We start from the raw sequence: 24,449 nt of genomic DNA, 5'->3' as shown, positions 1-24,449 counted from the left end.
CCTTTGCGCTCAGATTGTGTCTCTATTGCAACTAGAGCTTCACTCTTCGAGCCAACAGGAGAGCAATTGCGTTGTATGCCAATCACCCCAGTTTGGCTGACAGATACGGCGCTGCTCCTTTAAATGACCCCCCATACCTATGCCTTGAACGATGGCTATATTTTCGATCACGCCATAGCTCCAGAGCTGCATCTCGTTTGCCGGTGTTCCCTGCTCGGTGATAACGCTCAGTTCATCACCCTGTTCATCGACTAGAGTAAAGAAGCTGGTTGAGGCAAACGGCATCTTGCCTGAGACGACGACTCTACCCTTCACTCGCACCTTTTTTCCCTCAAAGGCAGCAGGATTGGCTGAAATATCACCCAACGCGGTAAAACTTCCTTCGATCAGATCGACACCGGCACTACAGCCACTTAACAGCACCACCATCAACAGAAGCGTCAGAAATGCTCGAATATTCGATCCTCGTGTATGCATAACCTCTTCCATCTATTCATCACTACTATTCAAATGATCGCCACGCACAACGAGGGCGGCCGAAGCCGCCCTCGTATAACGATCACATTTTTAATACTTAGGAGAGTTCGATCAATAGCTGGTTGAGACGCGCCACAAATGAGGCGGGGTCTTCCAACTGACCACCTTCGGCCAATAGCGCCTGATCGAACAGAATCGAACTCCAGTCACCGAAGCGATCACCATCCTGCTCATCGCGAAGACGTTTCACCAGCATATGCTCGGGATTGAGCTCGAGGATCGGTTTCGAGGCCTGAATCTCCTGCCCCACCGACTGCAGGATACGCTCCATATTGGCTCCCATACCGCCCTCACCACTCACCAGGCAGGCTGGAGAGCTGGTCAGGCGGTGAGTGATGCGAACCTCATCAACCTGTTCACCAAGGCTCTCTTTAACGCGACCGAGCAGCTCAGAGAAATCCTTCTCGACACTCTCCTTGGCCTTTTTATCCTCTTCATCCTCCAGCTCGCCAAGGTCGAGCTCACCACGCGCAACAGACTGTAGCGCCTTGCCGTCAAACTCGGTCAGGCTCGAGACCAGCCACTCATCAACACGATCGGTCAGCAGCACCACCTCGATACCCTTCTTGCGGAAGATCTCAAGATGGGGACTATTCTTAGCTGCGGCAAAACTCTCGGCAGCGATATAGTAGATCTTATCCTGCCCCTCTTTCATGCGAGAGAGATACTGCTCGAGTGAAACGTCCTGCTCCTCGCTGTCGGTCTCAGTAGTGGAGAAGCGCAGCAGCTTGGCGATCTGTTCACGGTTGGCAAAATCTTCTGCTGGCCCCTCCTTCATCACCTTGCCGAACTCCTTCCAGAAGATCGCATACTTCTCCGCATCGTTCTTGGCAACACCTTCGAGCAAACCCAACACCTTCTTCACCGAGCCGTTACGCATCGAATCAACGGCCTTGTTGTGCTGCAGAATCTCACGCGAGACATTTAGCGGCAGGTCGCTGGAGTCGATCACGCCCTTCACAAAGCGCAGGTAGTTGGGCATCAGGTGTTCGGCATCATCCATAATGAAGACCCGCTTCACATAAAGCTTAATGCCATTGCGACGATCGCGATCCCACAGATCAAACGGTGCTCGTTTGGGGATATAGAGCAGCGAGGTGTACTCAAGATTGCCCTCGACACGAGAATGGATATGGGTCAGCGGCTCTTCAAAGTCATGACTCACATGTTTGTAGAACTCGGTGTACTCCTCCTCACTGACCTCGCTACGTGAGCGCGCCCAGAGTGCAGAGGCGCTATTGACCTTCTCCTCTTCCTCAGGCGCCTCTTCATCTTCAGCTCCTGCCTCTTTATCCATCATGATCGGCAGGGTGATGTGATCGGAGTATTTACGAATAATGGAGCGCAGACGCCAACCGTCGAGGAACTCATCGTCCTCCTCGCGCAGATGCAGTACTACCTCGGTGCCGCGCTGTGCGCTGTCGACGGTCTCGAGGGTGAACTCACCCTCACCGGTCGATTCCCATCGCACACCGTGCTCGGCAGTCAGACCGGCACGACGGGTGGTCACCGTCACCCTGTCGGCGACGATAAAGGCAGAGTAGAAGCCGACACCAAACTGGCCAATCATATGGGCATCTTTGGCCTGATCGCCAGTCAGTGAATCGAGGAACTGGCGGGTTCCCGATTTGGCGATGGTGCCGATATTATCGATCACCTCCTGGCGATTCATACCGATACCGTTATCACTAATGGTGACCGTTCGTGCCTCTTTATCGAAGGCGACCCTGATCTTCAGATCGGTATCACCCTCGAACAGGGCGTCATCGGAGAGCCCCTCGAAGCGGAGCTTGTCGCAGGCATCGGAGGCGTTTGAGACCAACTCGCGGAGAAAGATCTCCTTATTGGAGTAGAGAGAGTGGATCATCAGCTGTAGCAGCTGCTTCACTTCGGTCTGAAAGCCCAATGTCTCTTTATGTGCGTCGGTACTCATCTATAAAACCCCTCATTTAATAATTTACTCTTATACGCCCGCTAGAGATGGGTGCATCCTGATGAATTTCAAGAGCGAGTCCCTATCTGCAGCTCATGTTCGAGTAGCCAGCGTTTGATGTCGAGATTATTGCCGTCCACCTCACCCGCGTAACCGCCCCACCCCTGTGCCGAGACGATACGGTGACAGGGAATGATGATCGGCAGTGGATTTGCCCGGCATGCGCCACCCACCGCTCGTGCTGCCGTTGCAAGTCTCTTTGCCGCATCTCCATAGCTGACACGACTCCCAACCTTAAGCGTGCACAGGTAGCTCCATACACGGCACTGAAAATCGGTGCCGTGAAGATCGAGTGGGAGAGTAAATGGAGCCGCTGGATCATTAAAATAGTTCAGCAACTCAGTCACGGCCTGTTCGGCCAGATTTGAATCGGGATCCTGCTCGGGCTGCTGCGATGGCAGAAATTCTATTCGTGCTAACGCCTGATTGACGATACCGATCCCCAGCCGCCCTACTGGCGTAGCAACGACGGCCCCGTATCTCACCCTAATAGCTAGCGTATCAACTGCAGTCTGCCTCGCTACTCAGCTTCCTAACTGGCGTTCGATTAACTGACGCCTCAGTGGGTCAGAGGTTGCGTCGTGCAGACGCTGATAGAGTGTCACAGCATCCTCAGAGAGACCCGCTGCCTGAAGTGCCTCAGCCGCCTCAAGCGCCGCGATCCATGCAGAAGGCTCCAGCACACCATCTGCCCCTGGCCGCGCCAGAGCGAGATAGCTAATCGCTGCCTGCTCATTCATGCCCGCACCCCGATAGAGATCGGCCAGACCGAAACGAAGCTGCTGTAGCCGCTCGGGCTGGACGCTATTTTCGATTAACTGGCGCTGCATCTGGATCGCCACCTGCCACTGCCCAAGGACGCGCATTTGACCCAGCAGCGCCATCACTTGACCAAATTGCTGCTCATCCAACGACTCATCACTATCAACGACAAGCCATAGCTCTGAAACGGCACTATCATTCCGCTTGATCGAGAGCAGACTCTCGGCTCGAGCCAATTGCCAATCGATCTTCACAACCCCCTCTGGTGCTGTTTCGAGTTCAACGATCAGATCGAGCAGCGCTGAATCAGCCTGAGCCATTCCTGCCTCGACCAGCTGGTAACGCACCGACTCCGGCAGGCGTTTGATATCGGAGATATGGGTACGATCGAGGTAGAGCCTCTTCAGTAGTGTCATCGCTTCTGGTATCTCTCCGACCATTCTGGCGAAGGCGGTATGAGCATTCTGCTGATGCATCTCTGCTTTGGCGTTCAGTAAAACCGATGCGTAGAGCGCTCGAGACTCCAGCGGCGCAGTCTCCCGCAACCGCTGCGCCTCAGTTAGCCACTCACTATCTTGACCGATCAGCAACTGCGCCCCATTCGCAATCACCTCGCCATAGGTTTGATAGGCCTGCCACAGATCGTTGCTGTGATAATTGAAGAAACTGCTCTGCTCGTCATCCAGCGCCAGATAGCGTTCCAATGCCGTAGTTAAGCCACTCAGATCGTTGCTTCGTTGGGCCGCTTCGACCGCCACACCCAGAAAATGGCGCGGTGATTTCACACCTTCACGCTCACTTACCGCCAGAGCATCGCTCCATATCAGCGTCGGAGAACGTGACCCACTACGCAGTGCCGCGAGCATCTGTAACAATTCGAAAGACTCGCCCTCTGTTTGTGCCAACAGTGGCTCAAGCGCACCAAATCGACCGCTGCGCAGCAGCGTCTCCGCTGCGACCAGACGCCACTGATAACTCTCGTCGTTATAGTCCTGTTGATAACGCACCATGGCAGCACGCGCATCGTCAAAACGCGCCTCCTGCAGGTAACTTTCAATCACCTGCTGTCGGAACAGTTGCACACGATCACTGTCTGTCCCTTCAAGGCTGAGCCAGATAAGTCGCTGTAGCTCGGCACGCGCCAATTGCGGCTTGTTCAATGCCAGAAACGCCTTAACCCGAAGCTGAAGCAACTGTGCCGACGCCTCTGCCCCTTGTTTGATCATCGCATCGCTCAGCGCCATCAACTCTTGCCACTGCTGCTCGCTCGCCAGACGATCAAGATGTTGCCACTGCCACTCCAGCCACATCGAAGACCCCACCCCCGTTGCGGGATCAACACGCTCAAGCAGTCGTGCCGCGAGCGCAGGTTCACCACGTGCAGCAATCAACTCAAGTTCATCGAGCAGCTGTGCATCGGTCTCTGCGTACAGTGGTTGCGAAATAAGGGGGAGTAGCACCAGTGACAACAGGCGCAGAGGAGTCTGGACTTGCGATAGCATTTTCATAGGCAACACCCAAAAAAAATACGGACGCCCTGTTTTCACAGGACGCCCGCATTTAGCGTTTCAGATTGAGATCCGTTTATTTGTTGCGGCGGATATCGAGCTTCTCCTTGATACGCGCCTTCTTACCGGTCAGGCCACGCAGGTAGTAAAGCTTGGCACGACGCACATCACCACGACGCTTGACGGTAACGCTGTCAACCAGTGGGCTGTGAGTCTGGAAGGCACGTTCAACACCCTCGCCATTGGAGATCTTACGAACGGTGAAGGCCGAGTTGAGACCACGGTTACGCTTGGCGATAACAACGCCTTCGAAGGCCTGAAGACGCTCACGATCGCCCTCCTTAACCTTAACCTGCACAACGACGGTATCACCGGGACCAAATGCCGGCACATCCTGTTTCATCTGCTCGGCTTCAAGCTGTGCAATGATATTACTCATGGTTCTACTCCACTAAAATCAATATTTAACTAATTCTGTCAGCCCGACACCTTGCCGTGCTCGCTCATGAATTCATCCAACAACTGCCGACGCTCCTTGTCCAAAGCAACGTCCTGCAGTAAATCCGGTCGACGTAACCAAGTACGTCCCAGTGACTGTTTGAGCCGCCAGCGACGTATCGCCGCATGATCTCCGCTCATCAGTACTGCCGGTACATCCATTCCCGCCATCTGCTCGGGTCGCGTGTAGTGTGGACAGTCCAGCAGTCCATCCATAAAGGAGTCCTGCTGTGCCGACTCTGCATCGCCCAGAGCACCCGGCAACATCCGGGTCAGTGCATCTATCATGACCATGGCAGCGAACTCTCCACCACTCAACACATAGTCACCGATCGACCACTCCTCGTCGATCTCGGTCTCAACGACTCGCTCGTCGATCCCTTCGTATCGCCCCGCCACCAAGATCAGCCTGGGGCGCTGCAGAAGTTCCAAAACACCGTTCTGATCGAGCTGCCGTCCCTGCGGACTCATCAAAATGGTGTGCGGCTGTTCGCCGTTGGAGCCTCGTGCCGCTCCGATCGCATCGTGCAGCGGCTCATATTTCATCACCATGCCGGGGCCGCCACCATAGGGGCGATCATCCACGGTGCGGTGCCGATCAGTAGTGTAGTCTCGAGGATTCCAGGTCTGCAGATCAAGTAGACCACGGTCGATCGCCCGACCCGTCACACCAAAACTACAACCACCAACCACCATCTCCGGGAAGAGCGTTACAACATCGATTCGCACCGGCTAAAACTCCGGATCCCAATCGACAACCATCTCACCCGTTTCGAGATCAATCACCTCGATCACATCGCCCTGTATAAAGGGGACCAATCGTTCACGATCACCCTTCAGGACCAAAACATCGTTGGAGCCCGTCTCAAGCAGGTGGTCTACCACCCCCAGATCGACTCCCTCGCTGTTCTTAACTTTCAGACCGACCAAGTCGGCCCAGTAATACTCATCGGGTTGAAGCGCTTTAAACTGCTCGCGGCGAATCGCAATCTCAGCACCCATCAACAGCTGGGCAGCATCCCGATCTTCGACGCCTTCAAGGCGGGCTACTACCCCCTTGCCGTGCCGCTTCCCCTCGGCCACCTTCACCTCTTTCAGCTCCCCATTAAGACGTAGAAGCCAGGGTTTATAGGTGACAATATTCTCGCGAGGTTGGGTATGAGAGTAGATCTTGACCCAACCCTTTACGCCAAACAGGCCGTTAATACGGCCCACATCGACATACTCGCTGCTACGCCGCGTCATCTAACCACGCGCCGCAGTCACTATCAGGCTTGCGCTGCTTCGTGCTGCTTGATCAGCTTGGAGACACGCTCGCTGGTCTGTGCACCCTGTGCAACCCAGTGGTCGACACGATCACGGTCGAGACGAAGCTTCTCCTCTCCACCCTTGGCTACCGGGTTGAAGAAACCAATACGCTCGATATAGCGACCGTCGCGACGGTTGCGGCTATCGGTTACCACAATGTGGTAGAAGGGGCGCTTCTTGGCACCGCCACGCGACATACGAATAGTGACCATTACTCAAAAATCCTCATCATTTACCGGCAAATCACACCCAAAAAAGTGTAGCCGTGCGGAAGTAAGCCGGCAATAGTACGCTTTTTTCGCCCAAAGGTGAACTCTTTTTCCAAGACATTAAGTAGGACGTGCTAGAACGGCATACCCGGGGGCATGCGTCCCTTCAAACCACGCATCATCTTCGCCATACCGCCACCCTTCATCTTCTTCATCATCTTCTGCATCTGCATAAACTGCTTCAGAAGACGATTTACGTCCTGAATCTGGGTACCTGAACCGTTAGCAATACGCTTTTTACGCGAGCCCTTGATTACATTAGGAAAGCTACGCTCCTTCGGGGTCATTGAATTGATAATCGCGATCAGACGGCCAATCTCTTTATCGTTAACCTGACTCTTGACCGCCTGCGGCAGCTCAGCCACACCCGGTAGCTTATCCATCAGACCAGCAACACCACCCATATTATTCATCTGTAGCATCTGCTCACGGAAATCATCCAGGTCGAAGCCCTTACCCTTCTTGAGCTTCTTCGCCAGTTTCTCCGCTTTATCCTTGTCGATATTCCGCTCGGCCTCTTCGACCAGCGTGAGCACATCGCCCATACCGAGAATTCGAGAGGCAACACGATCGGGATGAAAGAGTTCAAGCGCGCCACTCTTCTCACCAACGCCAAGGAATTTGATCGGCTTCCCGGTGATCTGGCGAATCGACAGTGCCGCACCACCGCGCGCATCACCATCGGTCTTGGTCAGCACCACACCGGTCAGCGGCAGTGCGTCGTCAAACGCCTTGGCGGTGTTGGCCGCATCCTGACCGGTCATACTATCGACCACAAACAGGGTCTCGATCGGGTTGATCGCTGCATGCAGACGCTGAATCTCGCCCATCATCTGCTCATCAATATGGAGTCGACCTGCGGTATCAATAATGACCACATCGAGATGCTGCTTACGCGCACGGTCGATTGCACCCTGAGCAATATCGACTGGATCCTGCGAAATCTCCGAGGGGAAGAACTCAGCACCTACTTCACCAGCGAGGGTCTGCAACTGATCGATCGCCGCCGGGCGGTAGATATCGCAACTGGCGACCATTACCGATTTTTTCTGTGTCTCTTTGAGCCAGCGAGAGAGCTTGGCTACGGTGGTGGTCTTACCTGAACCCTGCAGACCCGCCATCAATATCACCGCCGGTGGCGTGGTCGCCAGGTTGAGGCCGTCATTGGCCTCACCCATAACACCAACCAGCTCATCATTGACGACCTTAACCAGCGCCTGGCCGGGGGTGAGGCTCTGCATCACCTCCTGGCCAACCGCACGCTCGCGCACTCGATCTACAAACGCCTTCACTACCGGCAGCGCAACATCGGCCTCCAGCAGCGCCATGCGCACTTCGCGCAGTGTCTCTTTGACGTTATCTTCGGTAAGACGCCCCTGACCGCGCAGACCCTTCAGCGTCCGCGACAGGCGTTCGGTAAGATTCTCAAACATAGCTATTCCGTATCACATCAATACAGGCCGGAGAGAGACCCCGACCGAGAAAGGGGGGATTATAACTCGAATACGTCGCCATTTGAGAGCCGCAGTAGGCGACGATGTTCATCGACCTGTGACTCGAGCTGAGAGAGGATCTTCACCTCTCCCCCCGGCTTGAGATGGGAAATATAGATACTGGGGTTGTGTTTGAGCTTCTTCAGGTCCTCCGCCAACAGTGAAGGACAGTAGTGCTTGGCCAGCTTGGAGAGGTCGAGCAGCTCATCGGGGAAGGCGGTCTCAACGATCAGGATATCGAGCCGCTCCTTCTTATTGAGCGCCTCCCAGAGCGTATCGTTGGTGGTGGTGTCGCCACTAAAGGCAATCGCACCGGCATCACTCTCCACGCAGTAGGCCACTCCGGGCACCACATGATTGACCTCAATCATCTCGAGTTTCCGACCACCAACATCAACCGTCTCGCCCGGTTTCATAACCTCAAAGCGCATCACCGGCTTTTTCTCATGCGGCAACATTGAGAAGTCGGGCCAGATCGCCCAGTTGAAAATAAAATCTTTTAGCGCCTGTATCGTCTCCTCAAGACCGTGGATAACGATCGGCTCCTGAATTTTGGTAAAAATGCTATCGATCAGTAGCGGCAGCCCACCGATGTGGTCAAGGTGTGAATGGGTAAGAAAGATGTGACGCAGCGCTGACATCTCTTCGAGACTCAGTTCACCTACACCGGTGCCAGAATCGATGAGGATATCGTTATCGACCTGAAAGCAGGTCGTTCTGCGTTCCTGGCCTATGCCTCCACTGCAACCCAGTACCCGTAACTGCATATTTATTAACCGTTATAGTTATGATCGCAACAGATCGTGACACAAAACAGGAGCATTTTCCACGCACCTCAACAATCGCGGCAAATTTAGCCAAATCATAGCGCAGAGCATGCCAACCAACGATATAAACATCCCATCAACCAACCCCTCTCGGCCTAGATTGTTAAATTTCGCACCACACATTTCAGGTGATGCCATTGAGCTGAAGCTGCGGTAAAGTATGCGCCATGCTCAACACACTATTAATAGCTGGAATTACCGTTCTACTCTACCTTGCAACCGCAGGGTTATTTGGCATGCGCCTGCTCCAACCCTCTGGTCCGAGCGCTGGCATGACAAAGCGCCCCCTGCTGCTCGCCGGTTTTATCGCAGCACTACTCCACGCCTTGATACTCAATGAGTTGATCCTGACCGATAACGGCATCAACCTTAACTTCACCAACATCTCAACCTTCATTGGCTGGCTGATCGCACTGCTACTGCTGCTCGCCTCGATTCGTCGCCCCGTAGAAAACCTGGGCATTGCACTACTGCCGCTTGCCGCGATCACCCTACTAGCCGCCCTGCTTATACCGAGCCCCGACAGCCTGCTGACGATCAACTCCTGGCAGATGCAACTACACGTACTGATCTCTGTTCTTGCCTACAGCCTGCTGACCATCGCGGCCGTGCAGGCACTGCTGCTCGCCGTGCAGGACCACCATCTACGTCATCGCCACCCCGGCGGACTGATTCGATCACTACCTCCGTTACAAACCATGGAGGGACTACTGTTCCAGATGATCGGACTCGGCTTTACCCTGCTGACCCTCGCCCTGCTGAGCGGCGCACTCTTTATCGAAGATATGTTTGCCCAGCACCTGGTGCACAAGACTGCGCTCTCAATCCTCGCCTGGATCGTCTTTGCCACCCTACTATGGGGACGTCGCAAATTTGGATGGCGAGGTCGGGTTGCGATTCGCTGGACTCTGACCGGCTTCATCACCTTGATGCTCGCCTACTTCGGTAGCAAGATCGTTCTCGAACTGATCATGGGTTAGCACCCACCCTCCTCCATACACGAGAAAATAGCGCCTCTTGAACGACATCCCTACCAGTGTTCTCTTTGGAGCCCTGATATTCCTGATCATCCTCTCAGGCTTCTTCTCCGGCTCTGAAACCGGCCTGATGACCCTCAACCGTTACCGTCTGCGCCATCTGGCCAAAGACAAACACCCGGGTGCAATGCGTGCCAGCCGTTTGCTGGAACGACCCGACCGTCTCATTGGCCTGATTCTGCTTGGCAACAACTTCGTCAACATCCTCGCCTCGTCACTATCAACCGTGATCGCACTGCGCCTCTGGGGTGAAGCGGGCATCGCAATCGCTGCGGGTCTACTGACACTGGTTATCCTGATCTTCGCTGAGGTCACCCCCAAGACGATCGCCGCCCTCTACCCAGAGCGAGTCGCCTTCCCTGCTGCCCTGATCTACATACCACTGCTAAAAATTCTCTATCCATTAGTCTGGGTCGTTAACCTGCTGGTCAATGGTCTACTAAAACTATTCGGTGTCTCAGCCGACAAGACCGCCGACTTCTCGCTCAGCAAAGAGGAGCTGCGCACGGTAGTGAGCGAGGCGGGGGCGATGATTCCAGCCCGACGTCAGAAGATGCTGATCCGCATCCTCGATCTTGAAGATGTCACCGTTGAGGACATCATGGTGCCTCGCAGCGAGATTACCGGTATCGACCTGGAGGATGAGTGGGACACCATCCTCAGTCAGGTAACCAATAGCCCCTACACGCGCCTACCTGTCTATCAGGACAATATCGATAATGTGGTCGGCATGCTGCATCTGCGTCGCACCCTACACCTGATCAACAAGGGACGTTTTGACCGTGAGGAGCTGACCAAGCTAATTACCGACGCCTACTTCACCCCCGAGAGCACCTCACTGAATCGGCAACTGCTCAATTTCCAGCACAATAGACAGCGCACCGGGCTGGTGGTCGATGAGTATGGTGACATCCAGGGGCTGGTAACACTGGAGGACCTGCTTGAAGAGATCGTCGGCGAGTTCACCACCGACCCTTCTGACAACCGTGAGATTCATCCACAGAGCGACGGCAGCTATCTGATTAACGGTTCGGCCTCGATTCGCGAACTCAATCGCACCATGCAGTGGCAACTACCCAGCGAAGGCCCCAAGACACTCAACGGTCTGATTCTCGAGCACCTGGAATCGATTCCCCAGACAGGCACCAGCCTGCTGGTTAACGGCTATCCGATCGAGATTGTACAGAGCGCTGACAATGTGGTGAAAACGGCCCGCATCACCAGTCGGATCATCGAAGAAGATGGTAGCGACGGTAGCTAAAACTCAGCTATAGCCTCAGCCATTCAATAAGATATACTCAGCTAAAAAAGAGACGTGGAATCATAAGTGGCAACACTCACCCTGAGCTTCAAGGGAACAGACCTCAAGGTTTTCAGCTTCGCCGATGGCGAGGTTGTGGTTGGTCGTGATCCTGAGTGCGATGTCTTTATCGACAGCCTCGCGATTGAGCCACGCCATGCACGCATATCAATCGGATCCGACAGCACCTCAATCTTCGATGAGAGCGGTAGAGAGTCCGTCTTTATTAACGGCAACCCCGTTAATGATCGCCTTCTGATCGAAGGCGACGAGATCTATATTGGCAAGCACACCCTCCGCTACTCTGCAGAGACCCTTCCCGAAGAGGAGGAGAATGAAAATGAAGAGAGTGCAGAGGAAGAGAGCACCACGGCTCCAGTCATCGACGAACCAGAACCTACCCCGCCAGCACCCGTTGCAGAACCTGAATCTGCACCATTGGGCTGGTTACAGATCATGTCGGGCAAACAGTTTGGCAAGAGCATGGCGCTAAAACAGGGTATCACCCGCGTTGGCATTCCCGGCAAACAGACCGCTGCGATCGCCCACCGTAACGGCGGCTACTACCTCTCCATGTTAGAGGGCGACACCGCGCCGATGGTGAACGGAATATCGATTGGCGAGAGCAGCCACGAGCTCAAGGATGGCGAGACCATTACGATTGGCGAAACCAAGCTACAGTTCTACCTAGAGAAGCAGTAGTCGACTGCCACACAGGAGCAGAGAGATGTCCGACCAAGCGTCAAACGACCAACGCCAGTTTAGCCGCATCCCATTCAAGGCCGAGGTAACACTGAAGGGCGCATCGGGTGAGGGTCGTAGTGAGCTACTCGATATCTCACTCAAAGGTGCACTGATCGCCTGCCCATCAGGTTGGCAGACGAAGCTCGGCGAACAGTTTTCACTCGAACTTCAGCTCGATGGTGACAGCACCACCATCTGCATGGATACAACCGTGGCTCATCTCTCAGAGAAGATCATCGGCCTGCACTGTGAGCATATCGACGTTGAGAGCATCACCCACCTGCGCCGTCTGATCGAACTAAATCTTGGCAACCCCGATCTGCTTGACCGTGAGCTGGCGGCACTATCCGCCTAAGCCTGCAAACGCTGACTAGAGCTGTTCGAAGACCTCAGCCAGACGTGTAACCGCCGTCACCTTCATCTCCCCACCACGACCACGTTTGGGTGCATTTGCCTTCGGCACAATAGCGTTTTTGAAGCCGTGTTTCTCCGCCTCGCGCAGCCGCTCTTCACCACCTTGAACTGGGCGAATTTCACCCGCCAACCCGACCTCACCAAACACCACAAGATCGTTGGGTAACGGTCGGCTTCGCAACGATGAGACTACCGCCAGCAACACCGCCAGATCGACAGCTGTCTCTGCGACCCGTACACCACCAACGACGTTGACATAGACATCCTGGTCATACGCCGCGATGCCGGCGTGACGGTGAAGCGTCGCCAGCAGCATCGCCAGTCGGTTCTGGTCGAGCCCCTGCGTCAGGCGGCGTGGCGCTGACATATGACTCTCATCGACCAGCGCCTGCACCTCGACCAGCATCGGCCGACTCCCCTCCAGCGTTACCATAATGACACTGCCAGGGACCGGCTCTTCATGGCGCGAGAGGAAGATCGCAGAAGGGTTGCTCACCTCGCGTAGACCACGATCGGTCATGGCAAAAACACCCAACTCGTTGACCTCACCAAAGCGGTTTTTCACAGCACGAATGACACGATAGCGTGAACTACTATCACCCTCGAAGTAGAGCACTGCATCGACCATATGCTCCAGCACGCGCGGCCCGGCCAGCTGCCCCTCTTTGGTCACATGCCCAACCAGAAACAGTACCGTGCCGCTCTGCTTGGCAAAGCGCACCAGCTGCGCGGCGCTCTCTCGTACCTGCGCCACCGAGCCAGGGGCCGACTGCAGCTCGTCACTGAAGATGGTCTGAATCGAGTCGACCACCAACACCTGCGGCCGCTCCTTGGCAACGTGGGCGAGAATACCTTCGACACGTGTTTCTGCCAGCAGCCGTACGCCCTCAGTAGAAAGAGACAGACGATGGGCGCGCAGACTGATCTGCTCGGGCGACTCCTCACCACTGACGTAGAGAGTAGAGAGTCTTTCACCCAGAGATGACATCGCCTGCAGCAGCAGGGTCGACTTACCGATACCGGGATCACCACCGATCAAGGTAACCGAGCCCGTGACCAGACCTCCACCCAGCACTCGATCGAGCTCTGCCATACCGGTCGGACTGCGTGGCGCCTCTCCGGGTACCACCGCTGAGAGCGGCTGTATCTGCGCCTCACTCGTCACACCGGCATAACCCGAAAAGCGACTGCTCTTTGATGAGCCACTCTTAGCCACCGCGACAGATTCAACCAGCGTATTCCAGCTACCGCAATCACCACACTGCCCCGCCCATTTGGGGGACTGCGCACCACACTCGCTGCAGCTGTAGAGATTCTTAACCTTGGCCACCTAACTCTCCTCGTCAACCACAGTGACAGGGACACGCGTCGTCACACCACAGAGCAGTTCATAGGAGATGGTTGAGGCCGCCTCAGCCACTTCATCAACCGAGATTTGTGCACCCCATAGCTCAACCGGATCACCGGGCTGAGTGTTGGGTGCACGACTTAGATCGATGGTAATCATATCCATAGAAACACGCCCGATTAGCGGATGACGCCGACCGTTGACCACCACAGGCGTCCCGGACGGCGCATGGCGCGGATATCCGTCACCGTAACCGATCGCCGCGACACCAACTACCATATCCTCCGGGCAGACCCAGCTTGCGCCGTAACCGACCTCATCACCCATTTTCAGCGCTGTCACAGCAATGATTCGTGTCGTGAGAATCATCACCGGCTTGAGACCCGAGGCGGATGCACTACCAGCGATAAAGGGAGAGGATCCGTAGAGCATAATACCGGGGCGCACCCAGTCGGCCTGTGCCGCTGGCCAGCCAAGCGTTCCTGCGGAGTTGGCGATGGATCGTTCGCCTTCGATACCTTGCAGCGCATCTGCAAAGCGTTCCAGCTGGGTAAAGGTACGTGAGTCTGCCAGATCATCTGCACAGGCAAGATGGGTCATCCAGCGTAGCGGCTTGGAGACAGCTCCACTCGCCATTGCACGCTCACCGGCAGCAGTAGCTGATTCGGGTGAAAAACCGAGACGGTGCATGCCAGTATCGATCTTGATCCAGATCGTTACCGGACCAGACAGCTCACACTGCTCCAGTAGCTGTAGCTGGAATTCAGCATGCAGGGCCAACTGAAGGTCGAGTTCTGCTGCACGCGACAGATCCTCTTGATCAAAACACCCTTCAAGCACCACGATAGGCCGGCTAATACCTCCATCTCGCAACACCACCGCCTCATCAACACTGGCAACCGCCAGCGCATCCGCCGCTTCAAGTGCCTGAGCAACACGTAACAGGCCATGGCCGTAACCATTCGCCTTGACCACTGCCATCACGCGACTCTGTGGTGCGGCACGACGAGCTGTTTGCAGGTTTGATCGTAGCGCTCGCAGATCGATAACCGCCTTCGCCCCCCGACTCATCAATACTCCTCGTTGCTATAAAACTCGGGGGTAAAGTTCTCAAAACGTGTATAGCGCCCGAGGAAGGTGAGGCGTGTCGTACCAATAGGGCCGTTACGCTGCTTGCCGATAATAATCTCGGCGGTCCCCTTGTCTGGACTCTCCTCGTTATAGACCTCATCGCGATAGATAAAGACGATCACGTCGGCGTCCTGCTCGATCGCACCCGACTCACGCAGATCCGACATAACGGGGCGTTTATTAGGACGCTGCTCCAGCGAACGGTTGAGCTGTGAGAGTGCAACCACCGGAACGTTAAGTTCCTTGGCCAGTGCCTTCAGACTTCGGGAGATTTCTGAGATCTCTGCAGTACGATTCTCTTTGCTGTTACCACTACCCTGCATCAGCTGCAGATAGTCGATCACGATCATACCGAGACCGTGCTCACGTTTGAGTCGACGCGCACGGGCACGCAATTCGGTCGGACTGAGTGCCGGGGTGTCATCGATAAAGAGTGGCGCTTCGGCGAGGATCTGCATCGCTGATGTGAGCCGCGGCCAATCATCATCATCGAGCTTACCGGTACGCACACTGTGCTGATCGATGCGTCCCAGCGAGGAGACCATACGCATCGCCAGCTGCTCACCCGGCATCTCCATACTAAACACCGCCACCGGAGTCTGGCTCTTGATCGCAGCGTTCTCGGCCAGATTCATGGCGAAGGTGGTCTTACCCATCGAGGGACGACCGGCGACGATTACCAGATCGGAGGGCTGCAGACCCGATGTCTTCTCATCGAAGTCATCAAAACCGGTCGAGACGCCCGTAATCGGATCGTCGTTCTCCATCAGCTGATCGATACGATCAACCACGTTGGTCAGCAGATCCTTGATACTGGTAAAGCCGCGATTACCACGCGCACCCTGCTCAGCGATCTGGAATACGCGCTGCTCAGCATGATCAAGCAGCTCCTTGCTGTTGCGTCCCTCGGTCACGTAGCCGCTATCAGCAATATCGGTACCGACCCGTATCAGCTGGCGAACTACCGAATGCTCACGCACGATATCGGCATAGGCCTTGATATTGGCGGCACTCGGCGTGTTATTGGCCAGGGTACCGATATAGGAGAGCCCACCCGCTTCGGCCAGATCACTATTGCGCTCCAGCCACTCGGAGAGGGTAACCACATCAAAGGGATTACCCTCTTGAGCGAGCTGTTTGATAGCGGCAAAGATCTTGCGATGGTCGCGACGGTAGAAATCATCATCACCCACCCGATCGGCCACCTGATCCCAGGACTCGTTATCGAGCATCAGACCACCCAGCACCGACTGCTCGGCCTGAATCGAATGGGGTGGAACCTTCAACGCCTCGACATCGGCATCGAAGCCACTCATGGGTAGGGGTATCTCTTCCATGGACTCTCTCGTACTAATTGTAATTATGTCGCGGTCCGACATCGGAAAGGATCGATATTACACCATCAACGGTCCATTTATGAGCCGTAAACGCAACGCGGCGGACAGATAACTCTGCCCGCCGCGCGGCTAAGTAGGGTCGGCGATCGTAACCGCCAAACTGACCTTACTCTTCTGCTACAACAACCACCTTAACGCTGGTCTCAACATCGGCATGCAGATGCAGCACCACGTCGAACTCACCGGCATTGCGGATAGGTCCCGTCGGGAGGCGAACCTCGCTCTTGGCAACCTCAACACCCGCTGCAACGATTGCATTGGCGATGTCGATATTACCAACTGAACCAAACAGCTTACCCTCGGCACCCGCCTTGGCGTTGATGGTAACGGTCATCTCAGCCAGCGCGTCACGACGTGCTTCAGCTGCACCCAGAGCATCGGCCTGTGCCAGCTCGAGCTCGGCACGACGCGCCTCAAACTCAGCAACGTTAGACTCGGTTGCAGCAACGGCGCGCTTGCTGGGGATGAGGTAGTTACGGCCAAAACCAGGCTTAACATTGACCTTGTCGCCAAGGTTGCCCAGGTTTGCCACTTTCTGCAGTAAAATTACTTCCATCTTCTGATACCACTCTTATGGTCGAATTCTGTTTCACCGGCCGCTAGGGCCGCTCCAACCAGCCTCTCAATGAGAGTGCCGGTAACCACTCAAAACTTAGTGATTGTGTGCGTCGCTGTAAGGCAGCAGTGCCAGATAGCGTGCGCGCTTAATCGCGGTTGAGAGCTGACGCTGGTAACGCGCCTTGGTACCGGTGATCCGGCTTGGAACGATCTTGCCGGTCTCGGTGACGTAGTTCTTCAGTGTAGCGATGTCTTTGTAGTCGATCTGTTTGACATTCTCAGCCGTAAAACGGCAGTACTTCTTGCGACGAAAAAAGCGAGACATGGTTATTCCCCTATATTCCTAATTCTTAATCCAGTGGTTCGATACGCTCGGCATGCAATACCAGCCGTATCTCCTCGTTTCTATGACCTGCCCGGCCGAGACACCCCTCGATCTGCAGCTGCTGTCCGGTAGTGATGTTTCGAAGCTGTCGATCCAGATCCTCGCCACTTGCTGTGACCATGATCCGAAAAGTCATCTCTCGCTCCATCCCAGAGAGCATCTGCCTGGAGTTGTGCTCAAAAAGGAAACGGTTAATTGGAATCCCGGCTGGCGATTGGCGCCGCTCGGGTCTCTTTGCAACCATGCCTCTCAGCACCAGGCGGTTATCGATATCAGTCGTTGCTGCTCTCCGCAGGCTTCTCGGCAGCTGCTTCAGGCTTACTTTCTGCAGCAGCAGGAGCACGCGGCGCCTCATCACGCTCATTGGCCTTGGCCAGGATTGAAGGCTCGGTGAGCGCCTCATCACAGCTAATGACCATATTGCGCAGCACAGCATCGTTGAAACGGAAGGCGTTGCCGAGCTCATCAAGGCTATCGCTATCGCACTCAATGTTCATTAGTACGTAGTGGGCCTTAACCGCTTTCTGGATAGGATAGGCCAGCTGACGACGCCCCCAATCCTCGAGACGATGGACGTTGCCGCCCTTAGACTCGACGATACCGCGGTAGCGTTCGATCATGCTGGGAACCTGCTCACTCTGGTCGGGATGGACCAGAAAAACTACTTCATAGTGCTTCATTGTTTCCCCTTTCGGATTAAACAGCCCTCCACCCAATTGGCGAAGAGCAAGGAGTAAGGCAGACACATAGGGTGTCTACCCGACGGTAAAGAGCGGGAATTCTACTTTAATGGATTGGCTAGTGCAATTTAGCCGAAATCAGGCGATCGCATCGCGCTGGCGGCGCGCCTCGAAGAGCAATACTCCGGTGGCCACCGAGACGTTGAGACTCTCTACGCTGCCCTGCATCGGAATCGCCACCAACAGATCACACACCTCACGGGTAATACGCCGCAGCCCCTTCTCTTCAGCCCCCATCACCACGGCCAGCGGCCCTTTCAGATCTGTGGAGTAGAGCTGGTGCTTGGTCTCACCCGCAGCACCGATCAGCCAGACACCGCGATCCTGCAGTGCACGCAGGGTGCGGGCAAGATTGGTCACCTGCACAAAGGGCACACTCTCGGCAGCGCCACAGGCGACCTTGCGCGCTACCGGGGTGAGGCCCACAGCACGATCTTTGGGGGCGATAACGGCGTGAATACCCGCCGCATCGGCACTGCGTAGGCAAGCACCCAGATTGTGGGGGTCAGTAACCCCATCGAGGATCAATAAAAAAGGGGGGGCTTCAAGTCCATCAAGCAGCTGGTTAAGCGCACTCTCATCAAGAGTGGTTACGCGCTGCTTACAACGCGCCACGACTCCCTGATGACGTAGACCGCGCGCCATGCCATCGAGGGTTTTGCGAGGAACCTCCTGCACCGAGATACCGTTTTGCTCGGCATCCGAGAGCAGTGACTGCAGCTTGCCATCGTGGCGCTGACGATCGACCCAGAGTTCAAGTACACCGAGTGGATCGTGACGCAGGGCAGCTGTAACGGCGTGGATTCCGCCGACGATCTCCTCAGCCATTCCAGGAGGCGGGACGGCTCGCCGCTGGCGGCTCGTAGGCGCGATCTTCCTGACCCTCTACAACTGGCTTGACCACGATCTCGACACGACGGTTGAGCTGACGACCCGCTGCAGTGGCGTTATCGGCACGCGGCTCACGCTCACCGCGACCCTCGGTACGCAGACGATCCCAGTTCACCCCCTGACGAGCGAGGTAGTCAGCGACACGATCGGCGCGCTGACGAGAAAGACTCATATTATAGGCATCAGATCCGACACTATCGGTATGACCGACCACGTGCACAACGGTGCGATCATATTTGCGAATCACATCGGCCACCTTGTTGAGCGTATCTTCAAAGGCAGGTTTGAGATTGGCACGCCCGGAGTCAAACGAGATCTCATTGGAGACCCCAATCTTAAGACTATCGTCGCGCATACGCTCTATCTCGAGCTCGTTGCGCTGCTGCTCCTCAGCCAGCTCACGCTCCATATCGCGCTGCTGGTTATCCATGTAGTTACCGATTGCGCCACCTGCCACGGCACCGATAACGGCACCAACTACCCGACCGCGGGTCGAGTGCTGCACCTGATGACCCAGTACGGCACCGGCAATGGCACCGATCGCAGCTCCACTCTTGGCGCGTCGATTTGGATCATCGGCGGCACAACCAGCCAACGTGAGTGCGCAGGCCACTGCAGTAATACGCATTACTCTTTTCATGAATCGCTCCTCTTCTTTCGATTAGAACGTCTACGTCTTGAGCGTTTTTTCTTCGGCGCTGGCTTTTCAGAGTCATCCTTCGCAGCTGGCTTCTCACCGCCCTGCTTCTTCTCACCCTCGCTTCTACCCTTACCACCGGAACGACGCTTGCGACGGCGCTTCTTCTTCGGTGCCTCTCGCTCGACGGTCTCACCATCAAGTTCGAAGTCTATCTTGCGCTCATCAAGATCAACCCGGACGATCTTCACCCGTACGCTATCGCCAAGACGATAGTCCTGACCGGTACGCTCGCCACGCAGGCGGTGCCCCGAGGCATCAAAGTGATAGTAGTCGTTCTTCAACGAGGTCACATGGACCAGACCCTCAACATAGATGTCGTTAAGCTCGACAAAGATACCGAATGAGGTGACGCTGGTGATGATGCCCTCATAGGCCTCACCTACCTTATCCAACATGTACTCACACTTGAGCCAATCGACCGCATCGCGGGTCGCCTCATCGGCACGGCGCTCGGTCTGCGAACAGTGCTCGCCAAAGCTCTCCATATCGGGAGTGCTGTAGATGAACTCACGCCCACTGCCCGCTTTGACCAATCTTTTCAGGGTTCGTTTCACCACCCCGGTGGTCTTCTCTTTATGGATGACGTGGCTGATCGCACGATGCACCAGTAGATCAGGATAACGACGAATCGGTGAGGTGAAGTGCAGATAGTATTCGTGTGCCAGACCGAAGTGACCGATATTGGTCGGGTTGTATTTCGCCTGCGAGAGCGAACGCAGCATCACGGCCTGGATCAGGTGCGCATCGGGACGATCCTGCACCTGCTTGAGTAGTTTGGCATAGGCCTTCGCCTCAGGTTTTTTCTTGCCCTTGAACGAGAGACCCAGCTCACCGAGGAACTCGTGCAGATCGTTGAGCTTTGCCTCCTTGGGGGTATCGTGGATACGGTAGAGGGTCGGCATCTTGTGACGAGCGAGGAACTTGGCCGTTGCCACGTTCGCAGCGATCATGCACTCCTCAATGATCTTATGCGCATCATTGCGAATAACCGGCACAATACGATCGATCTTACGATCCTCGCGGAAGGTGATGCGTGTCTCGGTGGTCTCAAAATCGATTGCACCACGGCGCTTGCGCTGCTTCGCCATCACCTTATAGAGCTTGTAGAGTTCATCGAGGTGCGGCAGCAGATCGCGGTGCTGATCGCGCGTCTTGCTATCCTTGTCGACCACCATCGCCGCCATCTCACTGTAGGTGAGGCGCGCATGGGAGCGCATTACACCCTCGATGAATCGTGAACGGAGCAGCTTGCCCTCGTCGGTGATGTACATTTCACAGACCATACAGAGACGATCAACCTTGGGGTTGATCGAGCAGAGACCATTGGAGAGGATCTCTGGCAGCATTGGAATCACTCGCTCCGGGAAGTAGACCGAGTTACCGCGCGCGTAGGCCTCACGATCGAGCGCACTACCCGGTTTCACGTAGTGTGAGACATCGGCGATCGCCACCAGCAGACGCCATCCCTTCGGTTTGCGCTCACAGAAGACCGCATCATCGAAGTCACGTGAGTCGGCACCATCGATCGTTACCAGCGGGATATCACGTAGATCCTCACGTCCCTCCTTGGCCGACTCCGGCACCTCCTCGGAGAGTTCGTTGATCTCGAGCAGCACCTCGTCGGGCCACTCCAGTGGAAGATCGTGGCTGCGAATCGCCACATCGATCTCCATGCCCGGCGCCATGTGATCGCCCATTACCTCAAGCACACGTCCAATCGGCTGACTGCGCTTGCTTGGCTGCTGCACGATATCTACCAGTACAAACTGACCATGCTCGGCTCCGCCCTGACTCTCGGGTGGAATCAGTATATCGAGGGTAAGTCGCTTGTTATCGGGTGTGACCACGCCGACACCCGTCTCATCGTAGAAGCGTCCCACCACCTGCTGGGTAGAGCGCTCCAGGATCTCCACGATCGCCCCCTCGGGACGACCACGGCGATCGACGCCGGTGATATGAGCCATGGCACGGTCGCCATGCATCAGCTGGCGCATCTGGCGTGGCGAGAGGAACAGATCATCCCCCCCCTCATCGGGCACCAGGAATCCAAAGCCGTCGGGATGGCCAATGACACGACCGCGCACCAGATCCATCTTGCTCGCCAATCCGTAACCGCCGCGACGGTTGAAGATCAGCTGACCATCACGCTCCATGGCACGCAGACGGCGGCGTAGCGCCTCCTCCCGATCCTCATCATCGATACCGAGTGCATCGGCAATCTGATCACGACTCAGCAGCTTATCCCGCTCCTCCAACAGATCCATGATGAACTCACGGCTTGGGATGGGATTATCATATTTCTCTGCTTCGCGAGAGAGGTTGGGGTCTTTCTTTGGTCGACGTTTTGCCATGCTTTAAACTGGTTCCTGTGGCGCTAAGCCATGATTAAGTGGCGCTATTCTAACCCCTCGGCACGATTTATGCCCCCTCTACCTCGTTGACAAGGAAAAAAGCTCCTTGTACAGTTCGCGCTCCTGAAGTGGTGCGCCGCTTCAGTATGCCGAGATGGTGAAATTGGTAGACACGCTAGCTTCAGGTGCTAGTGGGGGAAACCCCGTGGAGGTTCGAGTCCTCTTCTCGGCACCAAAATAATAAAAACCCGCACGCAGATCACTCTGCGTGCGGGTTTTTTTTATGGCTGCAACACCTATCATCCATTCAACTATTTAGAGCCTACATGAACAACCTACTGACCAACCGGGAGTCGCTATTTTTGCGAAAGTTTGTTTTGGGCATCAAGCCCAAGCAAACAGCAAAACTTAACGCGACCGTTTATGCCTTCGGCGCCCCGACCGTCCTGCGTACGTTGCGTAATCACCTCTTCGCGGCTCTACACAACTCCCTCAGTGACTCTACGCCTACATAAAGCCGCTGCTGCATCTTCTTCGTCGTTCGCTCGCGCTCTCAACTACGAATATGCAGACGGCGTCGACTATCGGGACTAACCGCCCTCACTTCGCTCTCCATGACGGTCAGCGTCTGCGCGTCTTTCATAAGCTTCTTTTCGTTATCGTCATCTCAGCCATCGGCATGATCGTGGTCGGTGCAATCTCAATGCAGGAGCTACGAAGCAGCCTCTATGAGGACAGAAAGCTAAAAACACGCCATGTGGTTGAAACCGTCTATGAGCTAATCGCTCACTACGGCAAACAGGAGCAGAGCGGTGCCTTAACCCGCGAACAGGCACAGAACCAGGCGATCAACGCCGTAAAGGGGCTGCGCTACGACGCGAATGAGTACTTCTGGATCAACGACATGCAGCCGACCATGGTCATGCACCCCATCAAACCCGAGCTGGATGGCAAACCACTCTCCCAGGTTGAGGATCCGACAGGTAAGCGACTCTTTGTCGAGTTTGTCGATGTTGTCAAAACCAGTAGTGCCGGCTTTGTCAGTTACTACTGGTCCAAACCGGGAAGCGACGCGCCTGTACCCAAGGTCTCCTATGTGAAGGGCTATACACCGTGGGAGTGGATTGTCGGATCCGGAATCTACATCGACGATGTCGAGGAGATCTTCTATCAGCAGGCCTTCAAACTCTGGATCCTGGGCGGCATTATCCTGCTCATTCAGGTCGGACTCTCACTGATTGTTTCCAAAGCGCTGGTCAATCCGATCAACCGTCTAAAGTCGGTGATGACCAATGTCCAGCGTAGTGGCGACCTGCGTGAACGCGCCAACATCGTCAACAAAAACGAGATCGGCGAGATGGCCGACGCCTTCAACAAACTGCTGGAGAGCTTCCAGGCTTCGATCGCAGATGTCCGGCAGGCAGCGGATCAGACCGCCGACTCCGCCAGCCAGCTCAGCGTGATTACCGCCCAGACTAGCTCCGGGGTTGAGAACACCAGAATCCAGACTGAGCAGGTTGCCACGGCGATGACCGAAATGTCGGCCACCGTACATGAGGTCGCCTCCAACGCCAGCATGGCCTCTCAGGCCGCACAAACGGCCGACGAGGAGACCAGCACTGGCAAGCAGGTGGTTGAATCGGCTATTAATGCTATCAATCTGCTTGCCGAAGAGGTTGAACGCGGGGCAGCGACCATGCAGAAACTCGAGAGTGATGCAGAGAACATAAACACCGTTGTAGATGTGATCCGCGGCATTGCAGAACAGACCAACCTGCTGGCACTCAATGCCGCGATTGAGGCGGCCCGCGCCGGTGAGCAGGGGCGTGGCTTTGCGGTGGTTGCCGACGAGGTACGATCACTCGCACAACGAACCCAGGACTCAACCGAAGAGATTCTCGGTATTGTTGAAACACTGCAGAAAGGTACACGCGATGCCGTCCACGTTATGGACAGCGGCAGAGCTCAGGCCAACTCAAGTGTTGAGCAGGCTGCGATGGCAGGTCAGTCTCTGGAGGGCATTGCAACAGCAGTTACCCACATCAACGATATGAACCTGCAAATCGCCAGCGCCGCTGAGGAGCAGAGTGCCGTTGCCGAAGAGATAAATCAGAACGTAACAATTATTACCAATGTTGCTCAGGAGACTGCCGAGGGTGCTGCAAGTACGGCTGCCGCCAGCGAGCAGCTTAAAGGGCTCGCTGCTGAGCTAGAGCACCGGATATCAAAATACAGCGTGTAGTGACTGCCCCTGCTCA

The 24,449-nt window shown here is 55.5% G+C and carries 26 protein-coding genes and 1 tRNA gene; 7 read left to right on the top strand and 20 right to left on the bottom strand.

Translation table 11 applies throughout. The features are described 5' to 3' along the window. Positions 1-39: 39 nt before the first annotated feature. The 10 genes from HUE57_RS08280 to HUE57_RS08235 form a co-directional block, all read right to left on the bottom strand. Positions 40-477, bottom strand: a complete 438-nt coding sequence (locus HUE57_RS08280) for a hypothetical protein (protein ID WP_135622053.1) — start codon at positions 475-477, stop codon at positions 40-42. A gap of 97 nt (positions 478-574) precedes the next feature. Beyond that, a complete protein-coding gene (gene htpG, locus HUE57_RS08275) occupies positions 575-2,470 on the bottom strand; it encodes a molecular chaperone HtpG (protein WP_078483015.1) in 1,896 nt (631 codons plus the stop codon). A gap of 68 nt (positions 2,471-2,538) precedes the next feature. After that, positions 2,539-3,015: a methylated-DNA--[protein]-cysteine S-methyltransferase gene (locus HUE57_RS08270; protein WP_078483014.1), complete on the bottom strand. Its 477-nt coding sequence runs from the start codon at positions 3,013-3,015 to the stop codon at positions 2,539-2,541. A 39-nt stretch (positions 3,016-3,054) separates the two neighbouring features. After that, complete coding sequence (locus tag HUE57_RS08265; RefSeq protein ID WP_078483013.1) at positions 3,055-4,800, bottom strand: hypothetical protein; 1,746 nt, start codon at positions 4,798-4,800, stop codon at positions 3,055-3,057. 76 nt (positions 4,801-4,876) lie between these two features. After that, positions 4,877-5,239, bottom strand: a complete 363-nt coding sequence (gene rplS, locus HUE57_RS08260) for a 50S ribosomal protein L19 (RefSeq protein ID WP_078483012.1) — start codon at positions 5,237-5,239, stop codon at positions 4,877-4,879. Between the two features lie 38 nt (positions 5,240-5,277). Next, positions 5,278-6,027, bottom strand: a complete 750-nt coding sequence (gene trmD / locus HUE57_RS08255) for a tRNA (guanosine(37)-N1)-methyltransferase TrmD (RefSeq protein WP_078483011.1) — start codon at positions 6,025-6,027, stop codon at positions 5,278-5,280. Positions 6,028-6,030: 3 nt separating this feature from the next. Further along, complete coding sequence (gene rimM, locus HUE57_RS08250; RefSeq protein ID WP_078483010.1) at positions 6,031-6,543, bottom strand: ribosome maturation factor RimM; 513 nt, start codon at positions 6,541-6,543, stop codon at positions 6,031-6,033. A 23-nt stretch (positions 6,544-6,566) separates the two neighbouring features. Next, the gene (gene rpsP / locus HUE57_RS08245; RefSeq protein WP_078483009.1) at positions 6,567-6,818 is read right to left on the bottom strand and encodes a 30S ribosomal protein S16; all 252 of its coding nucleotides are present in this window, start codon (positions 6,816-6,818) and stop codon (positions 6,567-6,569) included. A 131-nt stretch (positions 6,819-6,949) separates the two neighbouring features. Continuing rightward, a complete protein-coding gene (gene ffh / locus HUE57_RS08240; protein WP_078483008.1) occupies positions 6,950-8,308 on the bottom strand; it encodes a signal recognition particle protein in 1,359 nt (452 codons plus the stop codon). 59 nt (positions 8,309-8,367) lie between these two features. Continuing rightward, positions 8,368-9,135: an MBL fold metallo-hydrolase gene (locus HUE57_RS08235; RefSeq protein WP_078483007.1), complete on the bottom strand. Its 768-nt coding sequence runs from the start codon at positions 9,133-9,135 to the stop codon at positions 8,368-8,370. Positions 9,136-9,467: 332 nt separating this feature from the next. On the opposite strand from HUE57_RS08235, the gene HUE57_RS08230 reads away from it, so the two are divergent. From HUE57_RS08230 to HUE57_RS08215, 4 genes are all read left to right on the top strand, one after another. Beyond that, positions 9,468-10,175: a cytochrome C assembly family protein gene (locus tag HUE57_RS08230; protein ID WP_236860702.1), complete on the top strand. Its 708-nt coding sequence runs from the start codon at positions 9,468-9,470 to the stop codon at positions 10,173-10,175. A 37-nt stretch (positions 10,176-10,212) separates the two neighbouring features. Further along, positions 10,213-11,493 carry an HlyC/CorC family transporter gene (locus tag HUE57_RS08225; protein ID WP_078483005.1) on the top strand — a complete coding sequence of 427 codons (1,281 nt, stop codon included), beginning with the start codon at positions 10,213-10,215 and terminating at the stop codon, positions 11,491-11,493. A gap of 66 nt (positions 11,494-11,559) precedes the next feature. After that, on the top strand, positions 11,560-12,234 hold the full coding sequence (locus HUE57_RS08220) for an FHA domain-containing protein (RefSeq protein ID WP_078483004.1): 675 nt from the start codon (positions 11,560-11,562) through the stop codon (positions 12,232-12,234). Between the two features lie 25 nt (positions 12,235-12,259). Continuing rightward, entirely contained in the window at positions 12,260-12,631 is a 372-nt protein-coding gene (locus tag HUE57_RS08215; RefSeq protein WP_078483003.1) for a PilZ domain-containing protein, read from the top strand. A 15-nt stretch (positions 12,632-12,646) separates the two neighbouring features. Here the strand turns inward: HUE57_RS08215 and radA are convergent, their stop codons facing one another. From radA to rnr, 10 genes are all read right to left on the bottom strand, one after another. After that, positions 12,647-14,020: a DNA repair protein RadA gene (radA, locus tag HUE57_RS08210; protein WP_078483002.1), complete on the bottom strand. Its 1,374-nt coding sequence runs from the start codon at positions 14,018-14,020 to the stop codon at positions 12,647-12,649. Further along, positions 14,021-15,109, bottom strand: a complete 1,089-nt coding sequence (alr, locus tag HUE57_RS08205) for an alanine racemase (RefSeq protein ID WP_078483001.1) — start codon at positions 15,107-15,109, stop codon at positions 14,021-14,023. Continuing rightward, positions 15,109-16,506, bottom strand: a complete 1,398-nt coding sequence (dnaB, locus tag HUE57_RS08200; protein WP_135622047.1) for a replicative DNA helicase — start codon at positions 16,504-16,506, stop codon at positions 15,109-15,111. Before dnaB ends, alr begins: the two co-directional genes overlap by 1 nt. 166 nt (positions 16,507-16,672) lie before the next feature. Continuing rightward, complete coding sequence (rplI, locus tag HUE57_RS08195) at positions 16,673-17,122, bottom strand: 50S ribosomal protein L9 (protein WP_078482999.1); 450 nt, start codon at positions 17,120-17,122, stop codon at positions 16,673-16,675. A 96-nt stretch (positions 17,123-17,218) separates the two neighbouring features. After that, on the bottom strand, positions 17,219-17,449 hold the full coding sequence (gene rpsR / locus HUE57_RS08190; RefSeq protein ID WP_078482998.1) for a 30S ribosomal protein S18: 231 nt from the start codon (positions 17,447-17,449) through the stop codon (positions 17,219-17,221). 25 nt (positions 17,450-17,474) lie between these two features. Next, positions 17,475-17,864, bottom strand: a complete 390-nt coding sequence (priB, locus tag HUE57_RS08185; RefSeq protein WP_269087630.1) for a primosomal replication protein N — start codon at positions 17,862-17,864, stop codon at positions 17,475-17,477. Further along, the gene (gene rpsF / locus HUE57_RS08180; RefSeq protein WP_078482996.1) at positions 17,782-18,189 is read right to left on the bottom strand and encodes a 30S ribosomal protein S6; all 408 of its coding nucleotides are present in this window, start codon (positions 18,187-18,189) and stop codon (positions 17,782-17,784) included. Before rpsF ends, priB begins: the two co-directional genes overlap by 83 nt. A gap of 138 nt (positions 18,190-18,327) precedes the next feature. Next, a complete protein-coding gene (gene rlmB / locus HUE57_RS08175; RefSeq protein ID WP_078482995.1) occupies positions 18,328-19,077 on the bottom strand; it encodes a 23S rRNA (guanosine(2251)-2'-O)-methyltransferase RlmB in 750 nt (249 codons plus the stop codon). Next, entirely contained in the window at positions 19,070-19,780 is a 711-nt protein-coding gene (locus HUE57_RS08170; protein ID WP_078482994.1) for a YiaD family glycine zipper/OmpA-like lipoprotein, read from the bottom strand. The genes rlmB and HUE57_RS08170 overlap by 8 nt, the downstream gene beginning before the upstream one ends. Beyond that, positions 19,777-22,191 carry a ribonuclease R gene (rnr, locus tag HUE57_RS08165; RefSeq protein WP_078482993.1) on the bottom strand — a complete coding sequence of 805 codons (2,415 nt, stop codon included), beginning with the start codon at positions 22,189-22,191 and terminating at the stop codon, positions 19,777-19,779. The genes HUE57_RS08170 and rnr overlap by 4 nt, the downstream gene beginning before the upstream one ends. Positions 22,192-22,339: 148 nt before the next feature. Here rnr and HUE57_RS08160 point away from each other — a divergent pair. The 3 genes from HUE57_RS08160 (at position 22,340) to HUE57_RS08150 (ending at position 24,433) form a co-directional block, all read left to right on the top strand. Next, positions 22,340-22,426 (top strand) — tRNA-Leu (locus HUE57_RS08160). Between the two features lie 137 nt (positions 22,427-22,563). Next, positions 22,564-22,785: a hypothetical protein gene (locus tag HUE57_RS08155; RefSeq protein WP_174673005.1), complete on the top strand. Its 222-nt coding sequence runs from the start codon at positions 22,564-22,566 to the stop codon at positions 22,783-22,785. Continuing rightward, complete coding sequence (locus HUE57_RS08150) at positions 22,757-24,433, top strand: methyl-accepting chemotaxis protein (RefSeq protein WP_174673004.1); 1,677 nt, start codon at positions 22,757-22,759, stop codon at positions 24,431-24,433. The genes HUE57_RS08155 and HUE57_RS08150 overlap by 29 nt, the downstream gene beginning before the upstream one ends. Positions 24,434-24,449 lie beyond the last annotated feature (16 nt).

The sequence above is a fragment of the Candidatus Reidiella endopervernicosa genome (genome assembly GCF_013343005.1).
GTDB lineage: Bacteria > Pseudomonadota > Gammaproteobacteria.
The sequence above is the reverse complement of the archived record's forward strand: the minus strand, read 5'-3'. Positions and strand labels throughout refer to the sequence as shown.